General features: G+C 64.2%; 29 protein-coding genes. 12 read left to right on the top strand and 17 right to left on the bottom strand.

From position 1 onward, the window contains the following. Positions 1 to 160: 160 nt before the first annotated feature. From CTR53_RS19555 to tsaB, 4 genes are all read right to left on the bottom strand, one after another. A complete protein-coding gene (locus CTR53_RS19555; RefSeq protein ID WP_290817535.1) occupies positions 161 to 1,003 on the bottom strand; it encodes a 1-acyl-sn-glycerol-3-phosphate acyltransferase in 843 nt (280 codons plus the stop codon). Between the two features lie 56 nt (positions 1,004 to 1,059). Next, on the bottom strand, positions 1,060 to 1,494 hold the full coding sequence (locus tag CTR53_RS19550) for a Fur family transcriptional regulator (protein WP_290817532.1): 435 nt from the start codon (positions 1,492 to 1,494) through the stop codon (positions 1,060 to 1,062). A 126-nt stretch (positions 1,495 to 1,620) separates the two neighbouring features. After that, on the bottom strand, positions 1,621 to 2,061 hold the full coding sequence (locus tag CTR53_RS19545) for a MucR family transcriptional regulator (RefSeq protein ID WP_290817529.1): 441 nt from the start codon (positions 2,059 to 2,061) through the stop codon (positions 1,621 to 1,623). A 140-nt stretch (positions 2,062 to 2,201) separates the two neighbouring features. After that, the gene (gene tsaB, locus CTR53_RS19540) at positions 2,202 to 3,341 is read right to left on the bottom strand and encodes a tRNA (adenosine(37)-N6)-threonylcarbamoyltransferase complex dimerization subunit type 1 TsaB (protein ID WP_290817526.1); all 1,140 of its coding nucleotides are present in this window, start codon (positions 3,339 to 3,341) and stop codon (positions 2,202 to 2,204) included. 53 nt (positions 3,342 to 3,394) lie between these two features. Here tsaB and ddpX point away from each other — a divergent pair, with 53 nt between their 5' ends. Further along, the gene (ddpX, locus tag CTR53_RS19535) at positions 3,395 to 3,976 is read left to right on the top strand and encodes a D-alanyl-D-alanine dipeptidase (protein ID WP_290817523.1); all 582 of its coding nucleotides are present in this window, start codon (positions 3,395 to 3,397) and stop codon (positions 3,974 to 3,976) included. On the opposite strand, the gene CTR53_RS19530 is transcribed toward ddpX, so the two are convergent. The 5 genes from CTR53_RS19530 to sppA are packed head-to-tail and all read right to left on the bottom strand — an operon-like array spanning position 3,901 to position 7,617. Then, entirely contained in the window at positions 3,901 to 5,055 is a 1,155-nt protein-coding gene (locus tag CTR53_RS19530; RefSeq protein ID WP_290817520.1) for an FAD-binding oxidoreductase, read from the bottom strand. The two genes, ddpX and CTR53_RS19530, sit on opposite strands and share 76 nt — an antisense overlap. Then, the gene (locus tag CTR53_RS19525; RefSeq protein ID WP_290817518.1) at positions 5,052 to 5,987 is read right to left on the bottom strand and encodes an ornithine cyclodeaminase family protein; all 936 of its coding nucleotides are present in this window, start codon (positions 5,985 to 5,987) and stop codon (positions 5,052 to 5,054) included. Before CTR53_RS19525 ends, CTR53_RS19530 begins: the two co-directional genes overlap by 4 nt. An 18-nt stretch (positions 5,988 to 6,005) precedes the next feature. After that, positions 6,006 to 6,323, bottom strand: coding sequence for a LapA family protein (locus CTR53_RS19520; protein ID WP_290817515.1), 318 nt, complete (start codon positions 6,321 to 6,323; stop codon positions 6,006 to 6,008). A gap of 19 nt (positions 6,324 to 6,342) precedes the next feature. Next, positions 6,343 to 6,648 carry an integration host factor subunit beta gene (gene ihfB, locus CTR53_RS19515; protein ID WP_290817512.1) on the bottom strand — a complete coding sequence of 102 codons (306 nt, stop codon included), beginning with the start codon at positions 6,646 to 6,648 and terminating at the stop codon, positions 6,343 to 6,345. A 39-nt stretch (positions 6,649 to 6,687) separates the two neighbouring features. Next, a complete protein-coding gene (gene sppA, locus CTR53_RS19510; RefSeq protein WP_290817510.1) occupies positions 6,688 to 7,617 on the bottom strand; it encodes a signal peptide peptidase SppA in 930 nt (309 codons plus the stop codon). Positions 7,618 to 7,706: 89 nt separating this feature from the next. Here sppA and CTR53_RS19505 point away from each other — a divergent pair, with 89 nt between their 5' ends. Continuing rightward, positions 7,707 to 8,621, top strand: a complete 915-nt coding sequence (locus CTR53_RS19505) for a hypothetical protein (protein WP_290817508.1) — start codon at positions 7,707 to 7,709, stop codon at positions 8,619 to 8,621. A 1-nt stretch (position 8,622) separates the two neighbouring features. Here CTR53_RS19505 and CTR53_RS19500 read toward each other — a convergent pair whose 3' ends face one another. From CTR53_RS19500 to CTR53_RS19490, 3 genes are all read right to left on the bottom strand, one after another. Beyond that, complete coding sequence (locus tag CTR53_RS19500; protein ID WP_290817505.1) at positions 8,623 to 8,982, bottom strand: hypothetical protein; 360 nt, start codon at positions 8,980 to 8,982, stop codon at positions 8,623 to 8,625. 94 nt (positions 8,983 to 9,076) lie between these two features. Further along, entirely contained in the window at positions 9,077 to 9,655 is a 579-nt protein-coding gene (locus tag CTR53_RS19495; protein WP_290817504.1) for a PAS domain-containing protein, read from the bottom strand. A gap of 149 nt (positions 9,656 to 9,804) precedes the next feature. Next, positions 9,805 to 10,323 carry a sigma-70 family RNA polymerase sigma factor gene (locus CTR53_RS19490; protein WP_290817501.1) on the bottom strand — a complete coding sequence of 173 codons (519 nt, stop codon included), beginning with the start codon at positions 10,321 to 10,323 and terminating at the stop codon, positions 9,805 to 9,807. A 180-nt stretch (positions 10,324 to 10,503) separates the two neighbouring features. Between CTR53_RS19490 and CTR53_RS19485 the strand changes: the two genes are divergently transcribed. The 5 genes from CTR53_RS19485 (at position 10,504) to CTR53_RS19465 (ending at position 14,062) form a co-directional block, all read left to right on the top strand. Continuing rightward, entirely contained in the window at positions 10,504 to 11,094 is a 591-nt protein-coding gene (locus CTR53_RS19485) for an invasion associated locus B family protein (protein ID WP_290817497.1), read from the top strand. A 26-nt stretch (positions 11,095 to 11,120) separates the two neighbouring features. Next, positions 11,121 to 12,293 (top strand): 23S rRNA (adenine(2503)-C(2))-methyltransferase RlmN, encoded by a 1,173-nt coding sequence (gene rlmN, locus CTR53_RS19480; protein ID WP_290817652.1) that lies wholly within the window; start codon positions 11,121 to 11,123, stop codon positions 12,291 to 12,293. Between the two features lie 3 nt (positions 12,294 to 12,296). Continuing rightward, positions 12,297 to 12,773 carry a hypothetical protein gene (locus CTR53_RS19475; protein WP_290817495.1) on the top strand — a complete coding sequence of 159 codons (477 nt, stop codon included), beginning with the start codon at positions 12,297 to 12,299 and terminating at the stop codon, positions 12,771 to 12,773. Between the two features lie 97 nt (positions 12,774 to 12,870). Then, complete coding sequence (locus tag CTR53_RS19470; protein WP_290817492.1) at positions 12,871 to 13,113, top strand: AbrB/MazE/SpoVT family DNA-binding domain-containing protein; 243 nt, start codon at positions 12,871 to 12,873, stop codon at positions 13,111 to 13,113. Between the two features lie 163 nt (positions 13,114 to 13,276). After that, positions 13,277 to 14,062: a MipA/OmpV family protein gene (locus CTR53_RS19465; RefSeq protein ID WP_290817489.1), complete on the top strand. Its 786-nt coding sequence runs from the start codon at positions 13,277 to 13,279 to the stop codon at positions 14,060 to 14,062. A 118-nt stretch (positions 14,063 to 14,180) separates the two neighbouring features. Here the strand turns inward: CTR53_RS19465 and CTR53_RS19460 are convergent, their stop codons facing one another. Together CTR53_RS19460 and CTR53_RS19455 are read right to left on the bottom strand one after the other, a co-directional pair. Then, entirely contained in the window at positions 14,181 to 15,377 is a 1,197-nt protein-coding gene (locus CTR53_RS19460; protein WP_290817486.1) for a M20 aminoacylase family protein, read from the bottom strand. Positions 15,378 to 15,426: 49 nt separating this feature from the next. Continuing rightward, entirely contained in the window at positions 15,427 to 16,335 is a 909-nt protein-coding gene (locus CTR53_RS19455; RefSeq protein ID WP_290817483.1) for a LysR family transcriptional regulator, read from the bottom strand. A gap of 182 nt (positions 16,336 to 16,517) precedes the next feature. Between CTR53_RS19455 and CTR53_RS19450 the strand changes: the two genes are divergently transcribed. Further along, positions 16,518 to 17,804 carry an MFS transporter gene (locus tag CTR53_RS19450; RefSeq protein ID WP_290817480.1) on the top strand — a complete coding sequence of 429 codons (1,287 nt, stop codon included), beginning with the start codon at positions 16,518 to 16,520 and terminating at the stop codon, positions 17,802 to 17,804. Positions 17,805 to 17,806: 2 nt separating this feature from the next. Here the strand turns inward: CTR53_RS19450 and CTR53_RS19445 are convergent, their stop codons facing one another. Then, positions 17,807 to 19,054, bottom strand: coding sequence for an acyltransferase (locus CTR53_RS19445; protein WP_290817477.1), 1,248 nt, complete (start codon positions 19,052 to 19,054; stop codon positions 17,807 to 17,809). Between the two features lie 203 nt (positions 19,055 to 19,257). Here CTR53_RS19445 and CTR53_RS19440 point away from each other — a divergent pair, with 203 nt between their 5' ends. Further along, complete coding sequence (locus CTR53_RS19440) at positions 19,258 to 20,292, top strand: methionine synthase (protein ID WP_290817474.1); 1,035 nt, start codon at positions 19,258 to 19,260, stop codon at positions 20,290 to 20,292. Positions 20,293 to 20,347: 55 nt separating this feature from the next. Beyond that, the gene (locus CTR53_RS19435; RefSeq protein WP_290817471.1) at positions 20,348 to 20,644 is read left to right on the top strand and encodes a SemiSWEET family sugar transporter; all 297 of its coding nucleotides are present in this window, start codon (positions 20,348 to 20,350) and stop codon (positions 20,642 to 20,644) included. 345 nt (positions 20,645 to 20,989) lie between these two features. Here CTR53_RS19435 and CTR53_RS19430 read toward each other — a convergent pair whose 3' ends face one another. Next, positions 20,990 to 22,294 (bottom strand): Hsp70 family protein, encoded by a 1,305-nt coding sequence (locus CTR53_RS19430; RefSeq protein WP_290817469.1) that lies wholly within the window; start codon positions 22,292 to 22,294, stop codon positions 20,990 to 20,992. A gap of 96 nt (positions 22,295 to 22,390) precedes the next feature. Here CTR53_RS19430 and CTR53_RS19425 point away from each other — a divergent pair, with 96 nt between their 5' ends. After that, on the top strand, positions 22,391 to 22,924 hold the full coding sequence (locus CTR53_RS19425; protein WP_290817466.1) for a hypothetical protein: 534 nt from the start codon (positions 22,391 to 22,393) through the stop codon (positions 22,922 to 22,924). Positions 22,925 to 23,047: 123 nt separating this feature from the next. Next, the gene (locus tag CTR53_RS19420) at positions 23,048 to 23,542 is read left to right on the top strand and encodes a DUF421 domain-containing protein (RefSeq protein ID WP_290817463.1); all 495 of its coding nucleotides are present in this window, start codon (positions 23,048 to 23,050) and stop codon (positions 23,540 to 23,542) included. Positions 23,543 to 23,823: 281 nt separating this feature from the next. Here CTR53_RS19420 and CTR53_RS19415 read toward each other — a convergent pair whose 3' ends face one another. Beyond that, on the bottom strand, positions 23,824 to 24,483 hold the full coding sequence (locus tag CTR53_RS19415; protein ID WP_290817461.1) for a peroxiredoxin: 660 nt from the start codon (positions 24,481 to 24,483) through the stop codon (positions 23,824 to 23,826). Positions 24,484 to 24,536 lie beyond the last annotated feature (53 nt).

The raw sequence follows: 24,536 nt of genomic DNA, 5'->3' as shown, positions 1-24,536 counted from the left end.
GGCTTATGACATGCTTATTTTTGCTTATTTGACCCTTATTCTGGCTTGTTGCGCGCTTCTTTCGGCTTATCCGGTGCTATTTAGGAAATAATCTTTTTAAAACAATATCTTATTATAGGACATTGCCACGCGGCAGTCCAGAGGCCTGCCTGTAGATGCCCTAAATGCGGTCCACGAGGAATTGCGCGCCGGGATCCTGTTTCTGCGGCGGCGTGCGGCGGCCGGGATCGCGGCCGGCATTGATGTCGCTCAGGCCTTCAAGAACGCGCTGGTGGCACCAGGCGGCGAGACCCTTGCGCGAATTGAACTGGTCGATCGTGGCCGGCTGGTGAAATTCCACCACCGCCTCGCTCGGGCCGGCTTTCAGGAAGCGCCACAGATGCGGTACCAGATCCTCGTCGCCGACCCAGGCGAACCACGACATCCAGCGCCGGCCGACCGGCATGTAATTCAGCCTGGCATAGCCGATCGACACCGGCTGCACCGTCAGCTGTTTGTGGCCGATGGGACGTTCGGCGGCGGCGAAGAACGCCGATTTGAAATTACGGAGGCGCAGACCGTCCGACGAGGTGCCTTCGGGAAACAGGATCAGACTGTCGCCATTGGCCAGACGTTCGATCATCTCATCGCGATGTTCTGCGGTGCGCTGGCGCTTTTCGCGTTCGACGAACACGGTGCGCTGCAGCCGCGCCAGCGTGCCGAAGAAGGGCCAGGTGCCGACTTCCTGCTTGGCGATGAAGCTGACATTCGGCATCACCGCCGACAGCACGACGATATCGAGCCAGGAGATATGATTGCTGACAAACAGCGTCGGCGCTGCGGCCGAGGGCTCGCCCACGCGGCGCACATGCACGCGCAGCAGCGACGCCACGGTGCGGTGATAGAAATGCGGCAGGCTACGCATCAGCGGCGATCTCAGCCGGATCAGCAGCATCTGCACGGGGATGAGCAGTATCGTCCAGACCAGGAAGATACCGAGCGTGAATACGGCGCGTGCCGTCATTGGAATGGTGCCGTCATGTAAAAGCGGACGTCAGGAACAAGGCATCAGACCCAGGATCAGGCCTTGCCCTTCTTGCCGTCCTTGTCGTCGAGCGGAACGCCGAACAGTTCGAGCCGGTGATCGACCAGTTTGTAGCCCAGACGCGCCGCGATGCGGTCCTGCAGCGCTTCCAGTTCGGGATCGTTGAATTCGATGATCTTGCCGCTGCGGGTATCGATCAGGTGGTCGTGATGCGATTCCGGCATTTCCTCGTAGCGCGCGCGGCCATCGCCGAGATCGAGGCGGCTGAGGATGCCGTTTTCCTCGAACATGCGCACGGTGCGATAGACCGTCGCAATCGAGATGCGCGGGTCGACCGCCACAGAGCGACGATGCAGTTCTTCCACGTCGGGGTGATCGTGCGACGCACTCAGCACGCGGGCGATCACGCGCCGCTGATCGGTCATCCGCATGCCAAGCTGTTCGCAGAGTTGTTCGAGGCGGCTGCTCATGCGCCCAAGGCCTTCTTTTGATTGAACGAGAATCCCTGTCAGACTGACGGCGTTATAGCATGGCCCGCCGCGCGATGAAACGTACAGGCCGCCTGCTGCAACAAAGACTTAGCAGCAAATGGCGTGTTATCGCCCGCGCCGCCCTTTGCCCAGGCCGATCTTCTTGGCCAGCACCTGGCGGCGGATCGCATAATTCGGCGCCACCATCGGATAATCCGGTGGCAGGCCCCAGCGTTCGCGATACTGTTCCGGCGTCAGCTGGTAATGGCTCATCAGATGCCGCTTGAGCATCTTCAGCTTCTTGCCGTCTTCGAGACAGATAATGTAGTCCGGCGTCACCGATTTCTTCACCGGCACGGCCGGCGCCGGACGGTCGCCGCTGCGCGCCGCACCATCCGCGCCCGACGCGGAAGCCCCGATCTCGACCAGCGTGCCATAGATCTGGCGGATCAGTGCAGGCAGTTCGCCGGCATCGACCTTGTTGTTGGAGACATGCGCGGCGACGATCTCGGCGGTGAGTGCCAGCAATTCAGATCGGTCGGCGGGCCGGTCGGCGGAATGGGCCATCGTCGCGCTCCTGAACAGCGTAAAACATCCGGGCGCGCGGATTATACAGTCAGCGAATTCAGTAATGCCAGCGCAGCTCGACGGTATTTTGACGTGTTCGCGGACCGAATCTGCAACTTATACTTACGGATGCACCATAATCATTTGCGCATGAGTACAGCATCGCGCGGCGCGGCGCCGGCGACACGATAATAGCCGGACCGGCGACCGACCTCGGCAAATCCGACAGAGGCATAGAGCGCACGCGCAGCAGTATTGTTCTCTGCCACTTCCAGGAAACACTGCTGCGCACCGCGCCCGGTCATCTTGTCGAGACCAACCATGAGCAGACGCCGCGCCACGCCCTTGCGCTGCCATGGTGGCTGTACGGCGAGCGTGATGATCTCGGCCTCGTCGGCCGCCAGACGCAGCAGGATGAAGCCGACAGGTTCGCCGCCTTGCAGGGCCAGCAGGGCCAGCGCGCCCGGCATCGCCAGCAGCTCGCGCAGGCTTTTCTCGTCCCAGTGCTCGCCGCTGTCCGCGCCGGCAAAGGCCGCGTCATGCAGGGCGGCGAGCACAGCGGCATTTTCGATGCCGCAGGTCTGGATGTTGACCGTCAGTTTCGCCGGCGCGGCAACAACAGCGGATGGCAGTTTCGCATCGGGCGGCCGGATATAGAGCGGCGACGGCGATGTCGTCGGCCGCGGACGCTGTGCGGCGAGCCGCGCCACCAGCACCGGATCGGGATCGGGCGAGACAGGCGACAGCCGCAGGTCGTCACGTTGCGTGGCTGCTTGCAGCAGTTCGCTGCCGCTGCCGACCAGCAGAGCCGGACCGGGCGGCAGGATCGCCGGCGCATCGGCGATGTTGAGCAATTGCGGTCCGGTGAGCGGCGCGCCATCTTTCGCTGCGAAGCACTGGATGTAGACTTCGTCGCGCTTGGCATCGATCACGGCGACGGTGTTCATGCCCGGCTGTGCCGCAGCCAAGATCGCAGCTTGGGCCAGAGTCTCCGTCGTGGTGATGCCCCAGACCGGAATCTTCAGCGCCAGGCCCAATGCGCGCGCCGTGGCCAGCGCGGTGCGGATACCGGTGAACGAGCCCGGTCCGATGGTGGCGGCGATGCCGTCCAGCTGCGCCAGCTCAATCCCGGCTTCGAGGCGCGCCTGCTCCAGCAGCGGCAGCAGCCGTTCGGCATTGCCCTTGCCGCCGGCCGAGACCACGCAGGCCAAAGTCCTGTCGCCGTCGACGATGGCGACGGAACAGGCATTCAGCGCGGTATCGATGCCGAGCAGCTTCACGAAGGCAAGCTCCGGTGATAGGAAAACAGACGTGTCATTCCGGAGTCCGTCGCATGTCGCTCGTTGAAATCAGGCCGCCCGAATTTCCGGTGCTGCTCGACCTGCGCTATGCCACGGCCGACAACCTGACCGGTGCGCCCATATACAGCCGCCCGGCCTGCTTTCTCAATACCGAAGCCGCCGACCTGCTGCGCAAAGCCATCGCGCTGGCCGGTCATATGGACCTGCGGCTGAAAGTCTTCGACGCCTTCCGCCCGACCGAAGCGGCCTGGGCGCTGTGGAACCACACGCCCGATCCGGATTTCCTGGCCGACCCGCGCAAGGGCTCGCCGCATTCGCGCGGCGCGGCGGTCGATGTCACGCTGGTGGACGCGGACGGCGAGGAGCTCGACATGGGCACCGGCTTCGATGCCTTCACGCCGCTGGCCTTCCATGGCTGCCTCGACATCACGCCGGCGCAGCAGGCCAATCGCGCCGTGCTGCTCGGCATCATGACGGCGGCGGGCTGGGACTTCTATCGCAACGAATGGTGGCACTACCAGCTGTTCCAGCCGCGCCGCTATCCGCTGCTGTCGGATGCAGCCGCCGGGACGTCTATGATTTCTCCCGCCAGCCAGCGCGCGGTCTCTTCGTAACCGGCCTTGCCGGCCAGCACGTCGGCGATCAGTTCGCCGACCACCGGCCCGAACTTGAAACCATGGCCGGACGTGCCGTAGAAGGCATAACCGCGCGGCCCCAGCTGGCGGAACTGGAATTTCTCGTCGGCCTCCACATCGTAGAAACAGGTCTTGGCCTGTGCCACGCCGTAACTGCCGAGATCGGCGATGCGGCTTTTCGCCTTGGCGACGATGGCCTCGATCTCGTCTGGCGTCGCATCGCGGTTGCTGCCGGGATCGGCGGTCGGGCCAAACGTATGGTCGCCGATCTTCAGCCCCGTGCGCATGCCGTCGCGGGTGATGCGCGGCGGCACCAGATAGAAACCCTGACTGAGGCCGATCTCCAGGATCATCGGCGCCTGATACCAGGCCGCACTCATGTCGGCCGGCGGTTGCAGATATACGACAACCTGACGCGACGGCCGCGACACCGGCGCAAGCTCCGGCAGCAGTTTCGAGGTCCATGGCCCCGCCGTGACCAGCACATGATCGGCCTGCAGCACGGTCTTGTCGCGGAGCGTGACGCTGCCCTTTTCGGGATCGACAGCAACGACAGACGTATTGGTCAGCAGTGAGACGCCGTGATCGCGCAAATGCGAACTCAGCGCGGCGACAATCGCCTCGGCAAACAGCACACCGCCCGAGGGACAGAAGAACGCCTCCTCGATGCCCTCTGCATTCAGCATGGGCCAGCGGCCGGTGACACTCTCGGCATCGAAGGCGAGCTGCTCGACATTTTCCGCCGTCAGCGCTTCGACGCACTGCTTTGCCCAGCCATCGCCGGCGCCACTCAGCACCAGCGTGCCGGTCTCGGCATAGAGCGTCATCTTCAGGTCGTGCCAGACGCGTTTCCAGGCGTGATAGGCATGACGCACCATGCGGGTATAGCCGCGCTGCGCGCCATACGGATAACGGATCAGGCGATGCTGGTCGACCGAAGAGCCGAGCGGATTGGGCAGCGTGCCCTGCTCGATCAGCACCACGTCATGGCCGGCTTTCTTGAGCGCGCGCGCAGCCGAGAGCCCCATGATGCCGCCGCCGACAATGATCGATTTCATGTCGCGCCCTCGACCACCAGTTCGGCCGCGGCAAGATCTTCCAGCGCCAGGCCGACCGATTTGAACAGCGTAATCTCGGCGTCGCTCTGCCGCGCGGTTTTATCGGCACGGCACAGGTCGAACAGATCGCCGCGCACATCTTCCGCCCTGAACTGCCCGGCAGCGATCGGCGTCACCAGATCGCCGGGCTCTTTCAGGGCGCCGGCGCGATTGTCGACATAGACCGAGCTGCGCGTGAGTGCTGCGGCATCGGTCTCGTGCATCTCCGGCGTAAACGCCCCGACCAGATCGAGATGCGCGCCGGCTTTCAGCCAGTCGCCACGCACCAGCGGTTCGCGCGATAGCGTGGCGCAGGAAATCGTATCCGCAGTTCGCGCGGCAGATTCCAGGTCGTCGACCACGGTGACACCGAGATCGCGCAAGTTCGCCGCGACCTTCTCGGCACGCGCGCGATTGCGATTCCAGATCTCGATGCGGGTATATTTCCGCACGGCGCAATGCGCGCGGATCAGATGCGGCGCGAGAGATCCTGCACCGACCATGAGAAGATGCCGCGCGTCCTGGCGCACCAGATAGCTGGCGGCGAGCGCCGAGGCACAGCCCGTGCGGCGCAGGGTGATCGCCTCGCCGTCGATCACCGCCCTGGGGTGACCGGTGCGCGCATCGAGCAGCAGATAGGTCGCCGCCACCGAACCATGGCCGTGTTTCGCATTGTCGGGAAACACGCTGACGGTCTTGATGCCGATATGACGACCCGGCTGCCAGGCCGGCATCAGCAGCAGCGTGCCGCCGGCACCGCCATCAACAGCGTCGATATGAAAGCGGCTGCGCAGCGGCACTTCGCCACCGGCGCGGAAGGCGTCGCGTAAGTGAGGGATCAGCCTGTCGTAAGGCAAGGCTGCATGGACGGCAGCGGCATCGATCGAACGCATGTCAGCAGCAGCCCGTGGTCAGACGATGGGAGATGGCGGCGGCAGTTGCGCGCTATCTGTGGGAGCCGGCTTCACGGCCTGCAGCGCCTGTCGCGCCTGCCGCTGCTTTTCCGCTTCGGCCCTGCGGCGCGACGATGACCAGGCATTCAGCCGGCCGATCGCCACACCGAACACCAGTCCGACAAAAAACACTGCGAAGACGAGCAGATAGAGCGGCAGTTCGATCACGAACGGCAGCGGTTCGACACTGACCGTCACCGCATCTTTATTGGCGACGGCAAAGACAATCAGGATCAGGAGAAGCAGGGCGCCGATGAAAACGCGCAGAAAGCGCATGACGCCTCCATGAAAAAAACTATTCAGCGTCGACGGTTTGCTTGCCCGAGAGATTCAGCTTCTGGCGCAACTCTTTGCCGGTCTTGAAGAAGGGCACGAATTTCTCCTGCACTTCCACAGCGGTGCCGGTGCGCGGATTGCGACCGGTGCGTGCCGGACGGCGCTTGACCGAAAAGGCTCCGAAACCGCGCAATTCGACACGGTCGCCGCGCGACAGCGCAGTGGCGATCTCGTCGAAGATCGTGCCGACGATGCGCTCGATATCGCGCTGCGTCAGATGCTGGTTACGTTCGGCAAGACGGTTGATGAGTTCGGACTTGATCATCGGTTTTCCCTGCGCAGCGGCCGCGGGCCCCCTCGTTCTTTAGTCAGGGTGCCAAAGGGAGGTCAGCCCGTCAAGCCTAAGCCGTTCGGGGATAAGGCTTTTTCCTACCAGGGTGGCGAAGGTCCGGCTGCCCAGCCCGTCCAGCAGGCCCGCCGGAGGCTCCGATGGGATGTCCCGGAGCGGCAGGTCGGCCGGAATCCGGTGCGTCCGGGCCAGCCAGTCGCGGGCCTCGGCCACCCCGCCCAGGCCGTCGATCAGCCGGCTCTGCAGGGCGGCCCGGCCGGAATAGACCCGGCCATCGGCCAGCTTTGCCACCTCGTCCCGGGGCAAATCGCGGCGGCTGGCGACCAGATCGACGAACCAGGCATGGGTCTCGTTGACCATATTCTGGATCTGGGCCCGGCCGGCCGGGCTCATCGGCCGGGTCGGGTTGGGTTCGGCCTTGAGCGGGCCCGAGGTGATGGTCTCGGCGCTGACGCCGACCTTCTCCATCAGTTTGGAGAATTCGGCGGTCTGGAACAGCACGCCGATCGAGCCGGTCAGCGAGGTTTCGCGCGCCAGCACATAATCACCGGCAATCGCCACCATATAGCCCGCCGAGGCGCCCAACGTGCCGATCACGGAGACGACGGGCTTCTGTTCGGAGAGCTGCCGGACCGCCTGGAACAGCGCTTCGCCACCATAGGTGCTGCCGCCCGGACTGTTGATATACAGGATCACGGCGCGGACGCGGTCGTCCTCGCCGGCCTCTTTCAGCTTCTCCAGCCACCAGTCGTTTTCGGCGATCACGCCGCTGATTTCGAGCCGGGCGACATGGACCTGGCGCTGGGCAATCAGGTTGCCGGGATCGAGGCGCCAGAGCCCGATCAGGGCGAGGACCAGCAGAGCCAGCACCGCGACGATCCGCCAGCGGGTGGCGCGGCGGGCAAGGGTGCGGCGTTCAAGCCAGGCGTCGGTATCAGAGGACATGGGCTAAACTTAAGTAGCGATAGGGTTTTTGCCAAGGGGCTGGAATAGATCTGGGGACACAAGCGGCTGACTGGCGCTATGGTTCCGCTATGCTTCGGCTTCTCCCTCTTCTCCTTATATTGCTGGCCGCGCCCGCCCCTGCGCAGCCCACACCCGGCAGGATGGGCGGCGAGGCGCCGAATTATACCGAACGGGCGCTCTCGGCCACGCCGCTGGACCCTGCGATCCGCCAGCGCCACTGGGCGCCCGGCCTCAATCAGGGCTACGTGCCGCAGGGCCTGACCTTTGCGCGCGGCACGCTGTTCGTCGGCACTTACCTGAGCACCGAGCCGCAGACCAATCGCGGTGCGGCGAAAATCTTCGCGGTCGATCCCAAAAACGGCGCGGCAATCGGCGGCTTCGACCTGCCCGCCAGCATCGGCCATGCCGACGGCCTCGCCGCCACGCCGGACGGGGGCCTGCTGTATCTCGCCGACAACGGGCGCGCGCTCTATGCCTTCGATCTTCCGAGATCGTTACAGGCCGGCATCGCGGTTGCCGTCGGCGCACCGCGCAAACTGGACAAGGATCCGGCGCTGGGCAGCAACTTCCTCAGCTTCGACGGCAGGCTGTTGTGGTTCGGCCGCTACAGTCGCGAGGATAGCGCGGCACGGCTGATCGCCGCCGATCCCGCCACGTTGTTCGGCGGCAATACGAAACCGTTCCGCGCGGCGGAAGCCGTGCGCAGCCTGACGCTGCCCTTTCATGCCCAGGGCGCGACCTTCGATGCCAAGGGCAATCTGTGGATCAGCGCCAGCAACGGTCGCATGGGCAAACTCTATCGTATCGACACGCAGACCGGTGCGGTGCTGGCGCAGCATGCGGCGATGGCAGGACTGGAAGACCTGGCGCGCGGCGAAGACGGTCTGCTGTGGTCGGTGAGTGAAGCGGGATCGCAGCGCTGGAACAGCTGGGCGACGTTTTTCCCGCTGCTGTTTTCCTTCGATCCGGCCTTGCTGAAATAGGCTACCAGCGGAACAGGTCGAAGCGCATCAGGCGATAAGGCAGCGCGTCAAGCCCATGCTGGCGGCGCACGGCATATTCCACGACCTGCGCGATCCACATCACCAGGAAGCTGCCGACGACAGCGCCGGCCAGCACGACGAGAATCCCGTCCGGCGCCACGCCGCGCGAGATCGCAATCTTTCCCGCCAGCAGCTGACAGAAGCCGAAGCCGAGCACCAGCGCCAGCACGGCGCTGGCATATTTCACGATGCGCCACTGTTGCGTCATGTCGAGTTCGTAACGGACGGTCGACCAGCCGGCGATGACAGACAGCAATATCATGCCGCCGCCCATGCCTGCCGTGTAAGGGTCGATCTCCATCCGGTCTTCCTCTCGTTGCTGCGCGGAGTATAGCGGAACACGCTGTTGCGCTGCTACGCGCCGCGCGTTGGACGAAAGGATCAGATTGGCCGGATCAGATTGGATCGAGCAGTCCGCGCAACGTGGCCTGCAGCACACCTTTTTCCAGCGCCTCGACGGCGATCTGGCGCTCGCGCGACGGCGGCGGCTGATGGCCCTCGCCGTCGTCGGCCAGACTCCAGCTGATCGAGCTGAGCACCAGCGCCGCGCGGTTGCTGCCGGGTTCGGCGGCGATCGGCAGCAGCAGATGACGCACGCGGCTGGCGCCTTCCTCGGGAAAGCGCCGCGTGTTGTCGGCATAGAGCGGCTGTCCGCGCTGGATCACGCTGGAATAGATCTGCTCCAGGTAGCTGCGATAGTCGCTGTCCTGCGGATAGAGATCGCGGCTGGTCTTGCCGGTGGCATCGCGGCGGAAACGCTGCACCAGTTCGGTGCCGACCAGGCGGAAGCGCACTTCGAGATCGCGTCCGGTTGGTTCCACCAGCATCAGATGCGGCAGCAGCCGGCGCGGCATGTCGAGCGGATCGATCGCGGCGCGTGGCGGTAACGGATGACCGCCACGCTTGGCAGACCAGTAGGCTGCCAGGTTGAGCAGGATGCGATCGTCGGCAAAAAGCAGGGGATGACGCGACACGGACTACAAAATCTCAGGGCCGACGAAACGAATCGGACAGCGGTAACATGACCCGACTGTCATTTATTTTGTATTCTTATTCAATGGGTTACAACCAGACCGCGTATCGTCGGATGGCAATTATATTTCACCGGCGCACCGGGCCGCCGTCAGCCCTGTTCCAGCCTGCTTTTCAGCCGCGCCAGCGCCAGGCGGATGCGGGATTTCACCGTGCCGAGCGGCAGGTTTTCGCGCGCGGCGATGTCGCGATGCGACAGGTCGGAGAAGAAAGCGAGCCGCAGCAGGTGCAGTTGTTCCTCGGGCAGAGCCTGCAGCGCGCGACGCAGTTGCGCCTCCTCCTCGGCCGCATCGACCTTTTCATCCGGCGCGGGCTCCGGCTCCGGCACCAAGGCGGGGTCATTCAGGTCGATTTCCGGCCGTCTTTCGCGCCGCAGGCGGTCGATCCGCTTGTTGCGGGCGATGATGAACAGCCAGGTGGCCACCGAAGCCTGGGCGGGATCGAAACTGGCGGCGCGGCGCCAGGCGGCGATCAGGCTGTCCTGCATCACCTCCTCGGCGACATCCTCAGGCAGTCCGAGCCGCATCAGCCAGGCTTTCAGCCGGGGGGCGAAATGCTCGTAAAGCGCGGCGAAAGCGGCGCGGTCGCCAGCTTCGGCCACGGCCCGCATCAAGCCGGCCTGACGCCCCCTGTCCATCCTGCAATGGTGCTGAAACCCGCGGGATAAGGCAAGAGGACCAATAGCTTATGCAACAATCCGTGATCGCGGCCACCGCCGGCCGCAACCCTGCCATGATGTCGCCATGAAATCGGGTGGAAATCACGGACCGCCACCGCTATGTTCGCCGCCATGACCGACAACAAGGCCCATCGACCGGCAGTCTCGCTGCCCGCTTCGCTCCTTCTGTTGCCTGTGCTCTGCCTCGGGCTCGCCCTTGGTGCGTCTGCCGCGCAGGCCGCCCAGGCAAAGAAGGCTGATCCCAAAGCCGAGACCAAACGGATCGGCAAGTTCACCGGCTGGGATGCCTATGAGCATACCGACAAGGGTGCCAAGCTCTGCTACCTGCATGCGCAGCCGCAGAAGAAGGAACCCGCCAGCGCCAAGCGCGGCGAGATCTACATCCTGGTGACGCACAAGCCGAAGGAAAAGATCCGCAACGAGGTCAGCATCTATTTCGGCTATCCGCTGAAGGAGGCGACCCCGGCGCAGGCCGTGATCGGCGGAACCACCATCGAGATGTTCACCCATCAGGAAGCCGCCTGGGCTGCCGATGCCACCACCGACCAGAAGCTGGTCGACGCCCTGCGCAAGGGCAAGACGCTGGTGGTGAAGGGCGAGTCGAGCCGCGGTACCAAGACCACCGATACCTATGACCTGGACGGTTTCACCCAGGCCTTGCAGGCGATCGACAAGGCCTGCGGGGTCGGAGCCACGTCGTGACCGCCTCGGCTGCTCTCGTTGACGATGTGCGCGTGGGCGACCGCGCGCCACAACAGGCGGCTGATGGCGCCCCGGTCGAACTGCTCGGCCTGACACGTCCTGAGATCGCCGCCGCGCTGGTCGCGGCAGGCGAGGTCGAGAAATCGGCCAGGATGCGCGCCAGCCAGCTGTGGCACTGGATCTATTATCGCGGCAGCCGCGATTTCGCCGAGATGACCACGCTGTCGAAGGAGCTGCGCGAGCGGCTTGCCACCCGCTTCAGCGTCGGCCGCCCGGTCGCCAGCAAGGATCTGCAGAGCACCGACGGCACCCGCAAATGGCTGCTGAAATTCGCCGACGGCGAAGAAGCCGAATGCGTGCATATCCCGGAAGAGGATCGCGGCGCGCTCTGCGTCTCGTCCCAGGTCGGCTGCACGCTGACCTGCAAATTCTGCCATACCGGCACGATGAAGCTGGTGCGCAACCTGAACGCCGCCGAGATCGTCGGCCAGGTGATGCTGGCGCGCGACCATCTGAACGAATGGCCCTCGCCGCCGGACGGCCGCATGCTGTCCAACATCGTGATGATGGGCATGGGCGAGCCGCTGTACAATTTCGATCAGGTCGCCAAGGCGCTGAAGATCGTGATGGACAACGAGGGCATCGCCATCTCGAAGCGCCGCATCACGCTGTCGACTGCCGGCGTGGTCCCGATGATCGAACGCTGCGGCGCTGAACTGGGCGTCAATCTGGCGATCAGCCTGCATGCCGTGCGCGACGATATCCGCGACGTGATCGTGCCGATCAACCGCAAATACCCGATCAGGGAGCTGATGCAGGCCTGCGCGACCTATCCAGGCCTGAGCAACGCGCGCCGCATCACCTTTGAATATGTGATGCTGAAAGGCGTCAACGACACGCCGGCAGATGCGAAGGAACTGGTGCGGCTGCTGAAAGGCGTGCCGGCCAAGGTCAATCTGATCCCGTTCAACGCCTGGCCGGGCGCCCCCTATGAATGCTCGAGCGACGAGGCGATCCGCAAGTTCAGCGACATCGTCTTCAATGCCGGCTATTCCTCGCCGGTGCGCACACCGCGCGGCCGCGACATCATGGCCGCCTGCGGCCAGCTGAAATCGGCCAGCGTGAAGCGCAGCAAGGCCGATATCCTGCGTGAGCAGGCCGCGAAAGAAGCTGCAGCCGCCGCTGCACTGCCGGCCTGACGCATGCGTCGCGCGCTCGTCGCCAGCGTTTCAATTTTGCTGCTGTCGGGCGCTGCACAGGCGCAGATGCCCGGCCCCAATCTGGCACCGCCGCCCGCGGCGACGCTCGGACAGCCGCAGCAGCAGGAAGCGCTGGTCACCGCGCCGCGGCAGGTGATCGACGACCGCGTCGCCTTCAACAGTGCCGAACGCTGGATCATCCCGACTTTCTATCAGCGTGTGCGCGAAAAGCAGAAACGCGCCGCCCGCAGCAAGAAATACGAACGCGTGCTGCCGGCCGGGATCACGGCCGATCCGGCCAAGGGCGAACAGCTGCCGATGACCCTGCTGGCCAGGCTCGACCGCCTGCCCGGGCCGCTGCTGCGCGAACTGCCGCCGAACCGGCCGGAGACCGACCGCGTGCTGGTCGGCAAGAATGTGCTGATGGTGAACACTGCCACCGGCGAAGTGCTCGATATCCTGTCGGGCGTCCTCTACTAGCCGCGAAAAGCCCCCTTGTCTGCCAGCGGATTCAGCGCTTCACTGCGGTCGTCTTCCCGCTCCGCACGCTTTTGACGCACGCACCCATGAGGCGACCATGGCGACCACGAAGCTCAGCAAGGGCGGCCGGCTCGACCTGCCGCGCAACCTGCTCGACAGCCATCACTGGCGGGCCGGGATGGAATTCATCATCGAAGACCGGCCCGACGGTCTGCTGCTGCGTCCGCTCGGCAGTCGGTCGAAAACGGTGAAGCCCGGGGTCGCCGCGCAGGGCAGCGCCGGCTGCGACCGGGCATTGGCCACAGCGATGCGCGATCGCTACGCCAGACAGGGGCACTAAGCCTCAGTATTGTCTGGTATATTTGAGTCTGGTGGCAGCGTGACGGCGATCACGGCCGACAGCAGGCCGTGCCGCCAAGATAAGGCCGCATTTAGCCGCCATCACTTGGTCATGGATACGGCCGCCGGTTCCGGTCGTTGCTTGTCCGAGGTTCCACCCGCCCATGCGTCGCCTTTTCGCCTTCCTGCTGCTCGCCGGCGCTGCGCTCGCCGCGTTGCCGACGCATGCGCAGACGGCGGATATGAAACAGGACGAGCCGCTGCATCTGAGTATCGGCGGCGGGGTGCTCTATGCACCGACCTATCTGGGCTCCGACAATTACGACGCCGATCCGCTGCCACTGTTCGACCTGCGCTATGCCGACCGCTTCTTCCTCTCGACCCGCGACGGGCTCGGCGCCAACCTGGCGCCGCGGGGTTCGAACTGGCGTGTCGGCCCGGTGCTGAAATACCGCATGGCGCGCGACCAGGACGATGACAAGGATCTGCGCGGCATGGGCGATGTCGATGCGGCTGGCGAGGCCGGCGGCTATGTGCATTACGACCTGCGCCCATTTACGCTGGGTGCAGAACTACGCCAGGGCTTCGGCGGCCATGAGGGTGCGATCGGCGACCTGTTCGTCACCTGGAGCACCAGGCTGAGCGACAGCCTGATGCTGACCGTCGGTCCGAAGGCGACGATGGCGAGCCGCGATTTCACCGAGACCTATTTCGGCGTCACGCCCGGCCAGTCGGCGCGCACGGGCTATCGCACCTATTCACCCGACGGGCCGTATATGTCCTACGGGCTGAGCGCGTCGCTGCGCTATCGCGTGAACGATTATCTCTCGCTCGGCGGTTTCGCCGGCATCGACCGCATCGCCGGCGATGCCGCCGACAGCCCGCTGGTCGACCAGGCCGGCTCGCCGACCCAGGCCCGGCTCGGCCTGACGCTGGGCATCGACTGGTAACTGCATCCTTCTTCGCAATCCAAACTGTCATGGCCGGACTTGTTCCGGCCATCCACGTCTTAGCATCGCCGAAGAAAGGCGTGGATGCCCGGGACAAGCCCGGGCATGACAAGCTAAGTCAGCGCGCGTCCCCCAGTTCGACATCCACCAGGTTGACCCAGTAGGCCGCGCCGGTGACCAGAATCTGGTCGTTGAAGTCGTAATGCGGCGTATGCACGTAATGGCAAGAGCCATCGCTGATGCTGCCGCCATTGCCGATCAGGATATAGGCACCGGGCTTCTTCTCCAGCATGAAGGCGAAATCCTCCGCGCCGGTCAGCGGCTCGACATCGCCATCGGTCTTCGCCTCGCCCACCGTCAGCGCGGCAGCCTTCAGTGCCAGCGCAGTCTGCTCCGGCGCGTTTCGCAGCGGCGGATAGCGCCGCAGATAATGATACTCCGCCGTGCAGCCATGTGCCGATGCAATGCCCTGCGCGATCTCGCCCAGCCGCCGCTCCAGCAGGTCGCGGTCTTCCGGCGTATAGCTGCGTGCCGTGCCACGGATGGTGACTTCCGAGGGAATCACATTCGGCGAGCCATACGAGCCGGCGGCGATATGCCCGACGCTGACCACGGCGGCATGCTGCGGATTCACGTTGCGCCCGATGATGCCCTGCGTCGTGGTGATGAAAGCGCCGGCCGGCATGGTCGGATCGGTGCCCATATGCGGCATGGCGCCATGGCCGCCGGTGCCGCGGAACACGGCGGACCAGGTATCGCTCGCTGCCATCATCGCGCCCGGACGGATGGCGAATTCGCCGAGTTTGAGCCCCGGCATGTTGTGCATGCCGTAGACCGCGTCGCAAGGAAACATCTCGAAGAGGCCCTCTTCGATCATCACGCGCGCACCGCCCTCGCCTTCTTCGGCGGGCTGGAAGATGAAATGCAGCGTGCCGGCAAAATCGGGATGCTTCGCCAGATGTCGCGCCGCACCGAGCAGCATGGCGGTATGGCCGTCATGGCCGCAGGCATGCATCTTGCCGTCATGCACCGACTTATGCGCGAAGGTGTTCTTTTCCTGCAGGTTCAGCGCATCCATGTCGGCGCGCAGCACGATGCTGCGCTGACCGGGCCGGTTGCCCTTCAGGGTGCCGACCACGCCGGTCTTGCCCAGACCGCGATGGACCGGGATGCCCCATTCGCTCAGCTTGGCGGCGACCACATCCGAGGTGCGGTTTTCCTCGAAGGCGGTTTCGGGATGCTGGTGGATGTCGCGGCGGATCGCGGTCAGGTCGTCGCGATAGGCCTGCATATCCTTGAGAAGGTCTCTGGTCATGGGATGCTCATGTGTGCGGTGTTCTTTGCCCTAGCACAGCACCGCCGCGTCACCTTGGCAAGGCCCGCCGCTTATTGGTCCGGGTGGCGGCACCCTGTTCGAGCAACCGGCGGTCGCGGGCGAACAGCGCCACCAGATAGTCCATTGCCGCGCGCACGCGCGGCGCACGGCGCAGGTCGGGATGCACCAGCAGCCAGACCTCGCGGTCCGGTGCTGCCATTTCCGTCGCCACGCCCCGCAGTTGCGGATCGGTGGTGCCGATGAAATGCGGCAGCACCGCCACGCCCATGTCGGCGCAGGTGGCGTGATACATCGTCGTCATGTCGCTGCACAGGAAAACGATCGGCCGGCCACGCAGCTGCTGTTCCAGCCAGTGCTGCTGGCTGATCTGGCCCAGCGTCTCGTCATAGCCGACGAAGCCGTAATCCTTCGGCTTGGTTGCCGCGAGATATTTCGCACCGGCATAGAGCCCGAAGCCGACCGCGCCGATGCGGCGCGCGATCAGGCCACTCTCGTTCGGCTTGGTCAGGCGCAACGCGATATCGGCCTCGCGCCGGTTGAGATCGACCACGCGGTTGTTGCCCGACAGCGCGAGGCGGATGTCGGGATGCAGTTTGCGGAATTCGGCCAGCCGCGGCGCCAGGAACAGGCTGGCCAGCATCGGCGAGGTGCTGATCCGCACATTGCCCTGCATGGCCGGCCGCCCACTGGCCTGGCGCTGCAGCGCCAGCGCCTCGGTCTCCATGCGCTCGGCGGTGTTGAGCAGGGCCTCGCCTTCCTCGGTGAGCACATAGCCGCGCGCCAGCCGGTCGAACAGCCGCAGGTCGAGTTGCTTCTCCAGCGCGGCGACACGACGGGCGACAGTCGAGTGGTCCACCTTCAGGCGCCGCGCCGCCGCCGAAAGCGAGCCCTCGCGCGCCAGTTCCAGGAAAAGCCGGATATCGTCCCAATCTGTCATCAGTGGCTCTGCGTATTTTTGCGGAAGCTCTGGGCATTTTTATCATCTCCCCAGCGCCCCTGCCGAGCGTAATCTTGAACGCAACGACACAGGATTGCAGCGATACATTCCACGACTGGACTTCTCGCCGCCTGCAGACCATCATCCGCCCGCCCAGATAACCCCGGATTCAAGAGCCCGTCATGGCCACCGACACTTCTTCATCTTCACCGTCCCGCTCGCCTTTCCATCATCCCTCGCTCAGCCAGTGGCAGAGCGTCTCGATCCTGACCGGCGCTGCCGTGATGCTGTCGCTCGCCATGGGCATGCGGCAGAGCCTCGGCCTGTTCATGCAGCCGATCACCAGGGACATTGGCATCTCGGCGGCCGACTTCGCTTTCGCACTCGCCATCCAGAATATCGTCTGGGGCATTTCGCAGCCGTTTGCCGGTGCGCTGGTCGACAAATACGGCACCCGCATGATCACGCTGCTCGGCGGCCTGCTCTATGCGGCGGCTCTGATCATCACGGCTTATGCGCACAGCGCCTGGATGATCACGCTCGGCTCCGGCCTGATGATCGGCGTGGCGCTGTCTTGCACCACCTCGGGTATTGCCGCCAAGATCGCCGCGAAAGTCGTGCGGCCCGAGCGCCGCAGCCTCGCCTTCGGGCTTGTCTCGGCGGCCGGCTCGATCGGCACCTTCTTCTGCGCACCGCTGGCGCAGGGCGTGATCCAGGCCAGCGGCTGGCAGATGGCGATGTTGGTTTTTGTGGCGCTCGCGGCGGCGATGCTGCCGGCGGCCCTGATCGGCGGGCGTGCCGACAAGGTGCCGGTCGAGGCCCTGCCGGGTGCGGCCGAAACCATGCGTAGCACGCTCGGCGAAGCCGCCAACCATGGCGGCTATATCGTCATGGCGGCGGCCTTCTTCGTCTGCGGGTTGCAGCTGGTCTTCCTCACCACGCATCTGCCTACCTTCCTGGCCGATTGCGGTGCCGATCCGATGCTGAGCGCACAGGCGCTCGCCGTGATCGGCGCCTTCAACGTGTTCGGATCGTGGCTGTTCGGCTGGCTTGGCGACCGTTACCACAAGCCGATGCTGCTTGGCCTGATCTACATCCTGCGTTCGGTGGCGATTGCGCTGTATTTCACGCTGCCGGTCAGCCAGTTCAGCACGCTGGTCTTCGCCGCCATCATGGGCACGCTGTGGCTCGGCGTGATTCCGCTGGTCAACGGACTGGTAGCGCAGATCTTTGGCATCCGCTATCTCGCCACGCTGACCGGCATCGCCTTTTTCAGCCACCAGGTCGGCAGCTTCCTCGGCGCCTGGGCCGGCGGCGTGATCTATGACCAGCTCGGCTCCTATACGCTGGCCTGGCAGCTGGCAGCTGGCATCGGCGCGGCAGCCGGCATCATGCAGCTGTTCATGAACACGAAGCCCACGGAGCGCGTGCTGGCAGCGCAGCGTGCGGCGACGGCAGCGGCGGAATAAGGTCACACCGGCGTCGCGGTCGTCTGTGGCTGCCGAAGCGTCTGGCTGCGCCCTGCCAGCAGCGCCGCCGCCCGCGCCGACACCCGCATCGACGGCTGCTCGATCCAGCGATGGAACAGCGCCGCAAGCACCAGCGACAGCAGGATCACCGCGAGGGATGCCAGCACGGCCGCTGGCCAGTGATCCAGCAAGGCCGCCAGCGGAAAATACGCCAGCCCGCCGATCGACCAGATCAGCGGTGCATGCAGCAGATACAGCCCGAAAGAGACACGACCGAGAAAAGCCGAGGTTGCATTGCCGAGGAATCGCTGCAGGCCCGGCGACAGCAGCACGCCGGCCACCACCAGCGCGGCGCGCAGCTGGCTGCCGCCCAGGAGCGGTGCTGCGCCGATGGCCGGGGGCACAGCGGCGACGTCATAGACGCGGATGCCAAATAGCGGATACAGCACCAGACCGAGCGCCAGCAGGGTGAAGCCGAGCGCGTCGCGCCAGTGGATATTCTGCGACGCGGCGCGCCGCCGATCCCACCGCAACAGTTCGAACAACGCGACGCCGAGCGCGAACAGCGCGCAGTAATTGCCGATCCAGCCCAGACTGCCGTCCGGCGCCAGACGCGATGGCCAGGCCGGCGGCACAAACGCCAGCGCGACGCCCACCGTCAGCGCAGCCATCAGACGCAATCGTCCAGCCGGCAGCAGCAGGGCCAGCAGGAAGACCAGCACCGAGCCGGCGAACTCGATGCGGATGGTCCACAGCACCGGGTCATGCGGCGGCGTCGGCCCCAGGAAGGCGCCTGCGAAAGCTTCTTTCAGCACCAGCAGCAGGGTGGGCTCGTAGCCCGGCGGGAAGAAGCTGCGCATGAAGCTCGACTCCGACGCCCAGCCGATGGCGATGGAACGGTCGAGCCCGACGGCGAACAGCATCAGGACCAGGAGGCCGGCGACGAAGATCGGAATGCCGAGCCGCAGCCAGCGTTTCAGCAGCAGCGGTCCCAGGCCGGGATGTGATCCGCGCGGCAAGCTGCTCTCCTGGGCGCTGGTCACCGCTGCCGTCAGCACGATGCCGGACAGGATGAAAAAGATCGCCACGGCCAGCGGCCCGTCGGTGAGGAAACCGAGCGGCGCCGAGACCGGCGAGGTGTGCAATACGGATTCCTGCCCGTCGGGCGAGAAAGCCAGCAGCAGATGGTGGAACAGCACGAACAGCGCCGCCCAGCCGCGCAGGCCATCGAGATACTGGATACGCTGCATATGAAGAACGTCCTGGACCGATCCTCCGTACAGGCTGGAACGCGAATGGGGCGAGACCTTGGCAGCCCTGCCGCCATGCTGCATTGCGGCGCGTCTGTCAGCCATTGGTTCCAGTATGGTCACACGCAGGGGCCACTTCGGCGGCGCAGCACTGCCGTGCTAAGGTGCCCGCGAATCGAAGCGACGTCCCGGGAGGATCATCAATGTCTGCAGCGCATCTGTTTCCGTCGGCGGTTGCCGGCAGCCTGCCCAAGCCGGCCTGGCTGGCCGAAACGCACAAGCTGTGGCCCCAGTGGAAGGCGGAAGGCAAAGCACTTGAGGACGCCAAGCGCGAGGCGACGCTGCTCTGGCTCAAGCTGCAGGAAGATGCCGGGCTGGATATCGTCGGCGACGGCGAGATGTCGCGCCAGCATTTCGTGCATGGCTTCGTGGAAAACATCGCCGGCATCGACCGCCAGAACAAGGTGGAGATGGGCATCCGCGACAACCGCTACAAGGCAATGGTGCCGCGTGTGGTCGGCAAGCTGGAGCAGAAGCAGCGCGCGCATCCCTGGGAAGGCGCCTTCTGCCGCGCCCATACCAAGCGCAAGCTGAAATTCACCCTGCCCGGGCCGATGACCATCATCGACACGATCGCCGACGAGTATTACGGCGACCGCATCAAGATGGCGATGGCCTTTGCCGACCTGCTGAATGCCGAAGCCAAAGCCCTGGAGGCTGAGGGCGTCGACATCATCCAGTTCGACGAACCGGCCTTCAACGCCTATACCAAGCAGGCCGGCGAGTGGGGCATCGAGGCGCTGCATCGTGCCGTCGACGGCCTGAACTGCAAGACGGCGGTGCATATCTGCTACGGCTACGGCATCAAGGCCAATATCGACTGGAAGGCCGGCCTGGGCGAGGAATGGCGCCAGTATGAGGATTTCTTCCCGGCGCTGGCGAAAAGCAGGATCGACCAGGTGTCGCTGGAATGCATCAACAGCCGGGTGCCGCCGCATCTGATGAGCCTGCTGGACGGCAAGGAAGTCATGGTCGGCGTGATCGACGTGGCGACCGATACGATCGAGACGCCCGAGCAGATCGCCGCCACGATCAAGGCGGCATTGCAGTATGTGCCGAAGAACAAGCTGATCCCCTGCAGCAACTGCGGCCTGGCGCCGCTCGATACGGCCGTGGCTGCCGCCAAGCTGGAAGCGCTCGGCAAGGGCGCGAAGCTGGCCAGAGAGCAATTTAGCTAGGGAACAGTTCGCCTAAAGATTCCGTTTCTCCCCGGTCCGACAGCCGGGGAGACATATGGATATCGCCGTCTGGCTTGGCAGCCTCGCCGCCATAGCCTCCACGATCAGCTTCGCGCCGCAGGCCTGGAAGGTGATCCGCTCGCGCCGCACCAAAGACATTTCGGCGGTGATGTACGGCTTCACCGTCACCGGCTTTGCGCTCTGGTCGGCCTATGGCATCGCGCTGATGCAATGGCCGATCATTGTCTGCAACACCATCTGCCTGCTGCTGGCCGGCTTCATCCTGTTCATGAAGCTGAGCCCGCAACGCGTGAAGGACGAGGTGGCCGATACCATCGACCCGGCCGCCTGAGCTCTGGCGGCCTGAACGCTTCGTTTGGCGTCGTGCTGCTTCGCTCGGGGTTCGTTTGCGTTCGTTGATGTTCGTTTCGCTTCGTTCGGTACTCGTTTGCGTTCGTTGGCGTTCGTTTGGCTTCGTTTGTGTTCGTTTGGCTTATCGGCGCTGATCGCGGCATATCGCATACCTTCGCATGCAAATCCCGCCGGTCCCGGATTCACGATAGACAACAACGGCCCGTGCCAGCCCATCGGCAAGCGCAGGAAAACGCGATGAACCGCCAAATTGGTTCATCCTGAACAAGAACATATAGGGTACATTAAACTCTCGCGGACTGCAACCGCTGAGTTCGCCAGCCCCCTAGTGGGCCAGCCATTGTGCCGGATCGGCGTCCAGTCCGATCAGGGCCAAACCTGATGCAATCGACTGCAGCTGGTCGCCCGTCGCCAGCCGCGCCGCGCCGAAGCGGCTTTCGAACAGCATGTGCAAGGCCGGCACGAAGGACGAGCCGCCGGTCATGAACACCTGGTCGACATCGGCGGGTTTCCGCCCCGAGACCGTGAAGACCCGGTCGAGCGCCGCAGCGATCTGCGCCAGCTCCGGCGCGATCCAGCGTTCGAAGTCGCGGCGACTGACCTGCTCGCGGATTTTCACGCCTTCCATGTCGAAGACGAGTTCGGTCTGTTCGCGCAGCGACAGCGCCGTCTTGGCCTCCGACACCGCGCGATAGAGACCGAAGCCGAGATCCATCTCGATCACGGTGATGAAATCTGCGATGGCGTCGGGGCCTTGAGCATCCTTCGCCAGCTTGCGCAAGTCTGCCAGCACGCGGGGCGATTTCAGCATGGCAAGCTGGTGCCACTGCGCGAACTGGCCGTACTGATGCCCCGGGATCGGCAGCAGCTTGGCACCGGCGCGATAGCTGCCGCCCTTGCCCAGGCGCGGCGCCACCACATTGTCGATGATACGGAAATCGAAAGCATCGCCGGCGACGCCGACGCCGGAATGACCGAGCGGTTCGGCCGTGACACCTTTTGCCGACTTGCGGAACCGCATCAGCGAAAAGTCGCTGGTGCCGCCGCCGAAATCGGCCACCAGGATGGTGGCATCGGTTGTCAGGCGGCGCGCAAAGAAGAAAGCGGCGCCGACCGGCTCATAGGCATAGCGCATGGCGGGGAAACCGGCGCGCGCATAAGACGCATCCATCCGCGTGATGGCGAGTGCCGGATCGGGCGCGGCGCCGACGAACTCGACCGGCCGGCCGGCGATCACCGGCACGGTCTCGATACCCTGCAAGGCATCGCCGGCATGACGGCGCAACGCCGCGAGGAAGCCGCTCAGGATGTCTTCGTAGGTGAAGCGCTTGCCGAAAATCTGGGTAGATGTGAACAGCGGACTGGCGGCGAAAGACTTGAACGACTGGATGAAGCGATGCTCATGCGGCGTCGCCAGGAACTGCTCGATGGCGAACGGCCCGGCCGAGGTCTCGATCTTTCTCGGGTTGCCGGGAATATCTTCGTAGCAGAGCGCCGAGCGGAAGATGTCATGCGCCACTTCGGCGTGGGAGAACGACACCGGCCGCACGCTGCCCTCGGCGTCAGCAACGGCGACGACCGTATTGGTGGTGCCGAAATCGACACCAATGGCGCGCCGGGGAGAGGCCATGGCGGGAGGGTTCTGTCCGGGGTGGTTCTAAAGGGCCGGTGGTTATAGGAGTTTGACACCACCAGCTCAAGGGAAATTGTCGTATAAATTACTGTCATGGCCGGGCTTGACCCGGCCATCCACGCGATGGGGGAAGCAATGGCACATACAGGCGTGCAAATCGAGGTGGAAGATTGGGTCCGTGAAAACTGGATGTCTGACCAGTTCCAACAACGCTTTTACAGAAATCGCATAAAATTAGAATCAGGCGGCGTCTTCGATTTTGATGCGGTGAGCGAGGACAAAAGCATTGCCGCCTGCATTTCCACCAGCGGGGGGAAGACATCTCGTGGAAAACTGGCGGTTGGAAAGCTGCATAAACTTCGGTCTGACATGCTCTTCCTGCATATGGCTGTCGGAGTAACTCAGAAGCTGATGATTCTTACAGAGTTGGACATGCTTGAGCTTTGTGAGAAAGAAAAGACAAATGGTCGGACGCCTTCTGACATTGCCTTTCGGCATGCTCCTATCCCCGAGGACTTGCAGGCGCGCTTGATCAAAGCCCGAGAAATCGCCTCTAAGGAAATGACCGGGGAGAAGGTCATCGACGTTATTGCCGATGAACTTCTGGTAGGAAATGAAAAGCCATAAAAAGACGTGGATGGCCGGGACAAGCCCGGCCATGACAACTTAGAGAAACCAACCATACAGGCGCCCCGGAACATCCCCAGTTACGCTGCGTTGTCTCCTCATTCCTGGAATGAGGAGACGGTGATGACGGACTGGATGGAACTGCTTGCCATTGCCGGCCGCACGGCCCTGATCTACGGCGCGATCCTGCTGCTGCTGCGGCTGATCGGCCGGCGCCAGATCGGGCAGTCGACGCCGTCCGATCTCGTCACCCTGCTGCTGGTGAGCGAGGCCGTGCAGAACGGCATGTTGAACGACGACAGCAGTCTGACCGGCGCGCTGGTGGCCGCCACGACGCTGCTGGCGATCAGCTACGCGATCGACTGGCTTTGCCTGCGCTTCCCGCGTTTCGAACGCTGGATCGAGGGCGACGCCTTCGTGGCCTATGACGGCAAGAGCTTCAACGAGCGCCGGCTGCGGCGCGAGAATATCACGCAGCGCGACCTGATCTCAGCCTTGCGCGCTCATGGCGAGGGCGATCTCGACGGATTGCGCCTGGTGGTGATCGAACCCGACGGCAAGGTGAGCGTGCTGAAGAAGCTGCCCGCTGCGGAGTTCGATCCGCGCAGCGGCGGGTGAAGGGCTTCAGGAGTCCTGAAAATGCCATCGTCACGCCCGGACTACCGGGTTTGCCCGGCGGTAGGCTTCACGTTCCGGGCATCCACGTCTTACTTTCAGGCAGCGGGAATAAAGGCGTGGATGGCCGGGACGAGCACGGCCATGACATCTAAAAGACAAGGACACCGTCGTTACCCGTGCCCTTGTCTTCTCCTGCCTTGTCATGCCCGAGCTTGACCCGGGCATCCCATTAAAAACGGGACCCTCGGGTCAGGCCCGAGGGTGACGACAGGGAGTGGTGCTTACTTCGGCTGCGACACGATCCGCAGATACGGCTTCGGCGCTTTCCAGCCCTGCGGATATTTCTGCTTCGCTTCATCATCCGACACGCTGCCGGCGATGATCACATCCTGGCCCGGCTGCCAGTCGGCCGGCGTCGCCACCTTGTGCTTGGCGGTGAGCTGCATGCTGTCGACCATGCGCAGGATCTCGTCGAAATTGCGCCCGGTCGTCATCGGGTAATGCAGCTGCGCCTTGATCTGCTTGTCCGGCCCGACGATGTAGACCGTGCGCACGGTGGCATTGTCGGCAGCAGAGCGCCCCTTGGCGCTGTCGCCGGATTCTTCGGGCAGCATGTTGTAGAGCTTGGCGATCTTCAGATCGTGGTCGCCAATGAGAGGATAGTCCGGCAGATAGCCGGTGACGTCCTTGATGTCGCCGACCCAGCGCTTGTGGTCGTCGACCGGATCGATGCTGAGGCCCAGCACCTTCACGTTGCGCTTGTCGAATTCGCTCTTCAGCTTGGCGACCGCGCCGAGTTCGGTGGTGCAGACGGGCGTGAAATCCTTCGGATGGCTGAACAGGATGCCCCAGCCATCGCCGAGGAAATCGTGGAACTTGATCTTGCCGACGGTGGTGTCGGCTTCGAAATCCGGGGCCTTGCTGCCGATACGCAGGCTCATGGCGCTCTCCCTGTTTGTGTGTCCGGGTTCGGTTCCGGGGAGGCATAAGCTAG

Origin of the sequence: Ferrovibrio sp., from assembly GCF_002796975.1 — a bacterium.
GTDB lineage: Bacteria > Pseudomonadota > Alphaproteobacteria > Ferrovibrionales > Ferrovibrionaceae > Ferrovibrio.
The sequence above is the reverse complement of the archived record's forward strand: the minus strand, read 5'-3'. Positions and strand labels throughout refer to the sequence as shown.

Bases quoted from the DNA above. Each gene is read 5' to 3' on its own strand.
- CTR53_RS19435 (WP_290817471.1), top strand. From the start codon at position 20,348: ATGGATATCGCCGTCTGGCTTGGCAGCCTCGCCGCCATAGCCTCCACG.
- CTR53_RS19415 (WP_290817461.1), bottom strand. From the start codon at position 24,483: ATGAGCCTGCGTATCGGCAGCAAGGCCCCGGATTTCGAAGCCGACACC.
- CTR53_RS19455 (WP_290817483.1), bottom strand. From the start codon at position 16,335: ATGACAGATTGGGACGATATCCGGCTTTTCCTGGAACTGGCGCGCGAG.
- CTR53_RS19525 (WP_290817518.1), bottom strand. From the start codon at position 5,987: ATGCGTTCGATCGATGCCGCTGCCGTCCATGCAGCCTTGCCTTACGAC.
- CTR53_RS19460 (WP_290817486.1), bottom strand. From the start codon at position 15,377: ATGACCAGAGACCTTCTCAAGGATATGCAGGCCTATCGCGACGACCTG.
- CTR53_RS19505 (WP_290817508.1), top strand. From the start codon at position 7,707: ATGCTTCGGCTTCTCCCTCTTCTCCTTATATTGCTGGCCGCGCCCGCC.
- CTR53_RS19485 (WP_290817497.1), top strand. From the start codon at position 10,504: ATGACCGACAACAAGGCCCATCGACCGGCAGTCTCGCTGCCCGCTTCG.
- CTR53_RS19425 (WP_290817466.1), top strand. From the start codon at position 22,391: ATGGCCGGGCTTGACCCGGCCATCCACGCGATGGGGGAAGCAATGGCA.
- CTR53_RS19550 (WP_290817532.1), bottom strand. From the start codon at position 1,494: ATGAGCAGCCGCCTCGAACAACTCTGCGAACAGCTTGGCATGCGGATG.
- CTR53_RS19555 (WP_290817535.1), bottom strand. From the start codon at position 1,003: ATGACGGCACGCGCCGTATTCACGCTCGGTATCTTCCTGGTCTGGACG.
- ddpX (WP_290817523.1), top strand. From the start codon at position 3,395: ATGTCGCTCGTTGAAATCAGGCCGCCCGAATTTCCGGTGCTGCTCGAC.
- CTR53_RS19445 (WP_290817477.1), bottom strand. From the start codon at position 19,054: ATGCAGCGTATCCAGTATCTCGATGGCCTGCGCGGCTGGGCGGCGCTG.
- CTR53_RS19465 (WP_290817489.1), top strand. From the start codon at position 13,277: ATGCGTCGCCTTTTCGCCTTCCTGCTGCTCGCCGGCGCTGCGCTCGCC.
- CTR53_RS19450 (WP_290817480.1), top strand. From the start codon at position 16,518: ATGGCCACCGACACTTCTTCATCTTCACCGTCCCGCTCGCCTTTCCAT.
- CTR53_RS19440 (WP_290817474.1), top strand. From the start codon at position 19,258: ATGTCTGCAGCGCATCTGTTTCCGTCGGCGGTTGCCGGCAGCCTGCCC.
- CTR53_RS19520 (WP_290817515.1), bottom strand. From the start codon at position 6,323: ATGCGCTTTCTGCGCGTTTTCATCGGCGCCCTGCTTCTCCTGATCCTG.
- CTR53_RS19530 (WP_290817520.1), bottom strand. From the start codon at position 5,055: ATGAAATCGATCATTGTCGGCGGCGGCATCATGGGGCTCTCGGCTGCG.
- CTR53_RS19420 (WP_290817463.1), top strand. From the start codon at position 23,048: ATGACGGACTGGATGGAACTGCTTGCCATTGCCGGCCGCACGGCCCTG.
- CTR53_RS19500 (WP_290817505.1), bottom strand. From the start codon at position 8,982: ATGGAGATCGACCCTTACACGGCAGGCATGGGCGGCGGCATGATATTG.
- CTR53_RS19430 (WP_290817469.1), bottom strand. From the start codon at position 22,294: ATGGCCTCTCCCCGGCGCGCCATTGGTGTCGATTTCGGCACCACCAAT.
- ihfB (WP_290817512.1), bottom strand. From the start codon at position 6,648: ATGATCAAGTCCGAACTCATCAACCGTCTTGCCGAACGTAACCAGCAT.
- CTR53_RS19475 (WP_290817495.1), top strand. From the start codon at position 12,297: ATGCGTCGCGCGCTCGTCGCCAGCGTTTCAATTTTGCTGCTGTCGGGC.
- sppA (WP_290817510.1), bottom strand. From the start codon at position 7,617: ATGTCCTCTGATACCGACGCCTGGCTTGAACGCCGCACCCTTGCCCGC.
- CTR53_RS19470 (WP_290817492.1), top strand. From the start codon at position 12,871: ATGGCGACCACGAAGCTCAGCAAGGGCGGCCGGCTCGACCTGCCGCGC.
- CTR53_RS19490 (WP_290817501.1), bottom strand. From the start codon at position 10,323: ATGCGGGCCGTGGCCGAAGCTGGCGACCGCGCCGCTTTCGCCGCGCTT.
- CTR53_RS19545 (WP_290817529.1), bottom strand. From the start codon at position 2,061: ATGGCCCATTCCGCCGACCGGCCCGCCGACCGATCTGAATTGCTGGCA.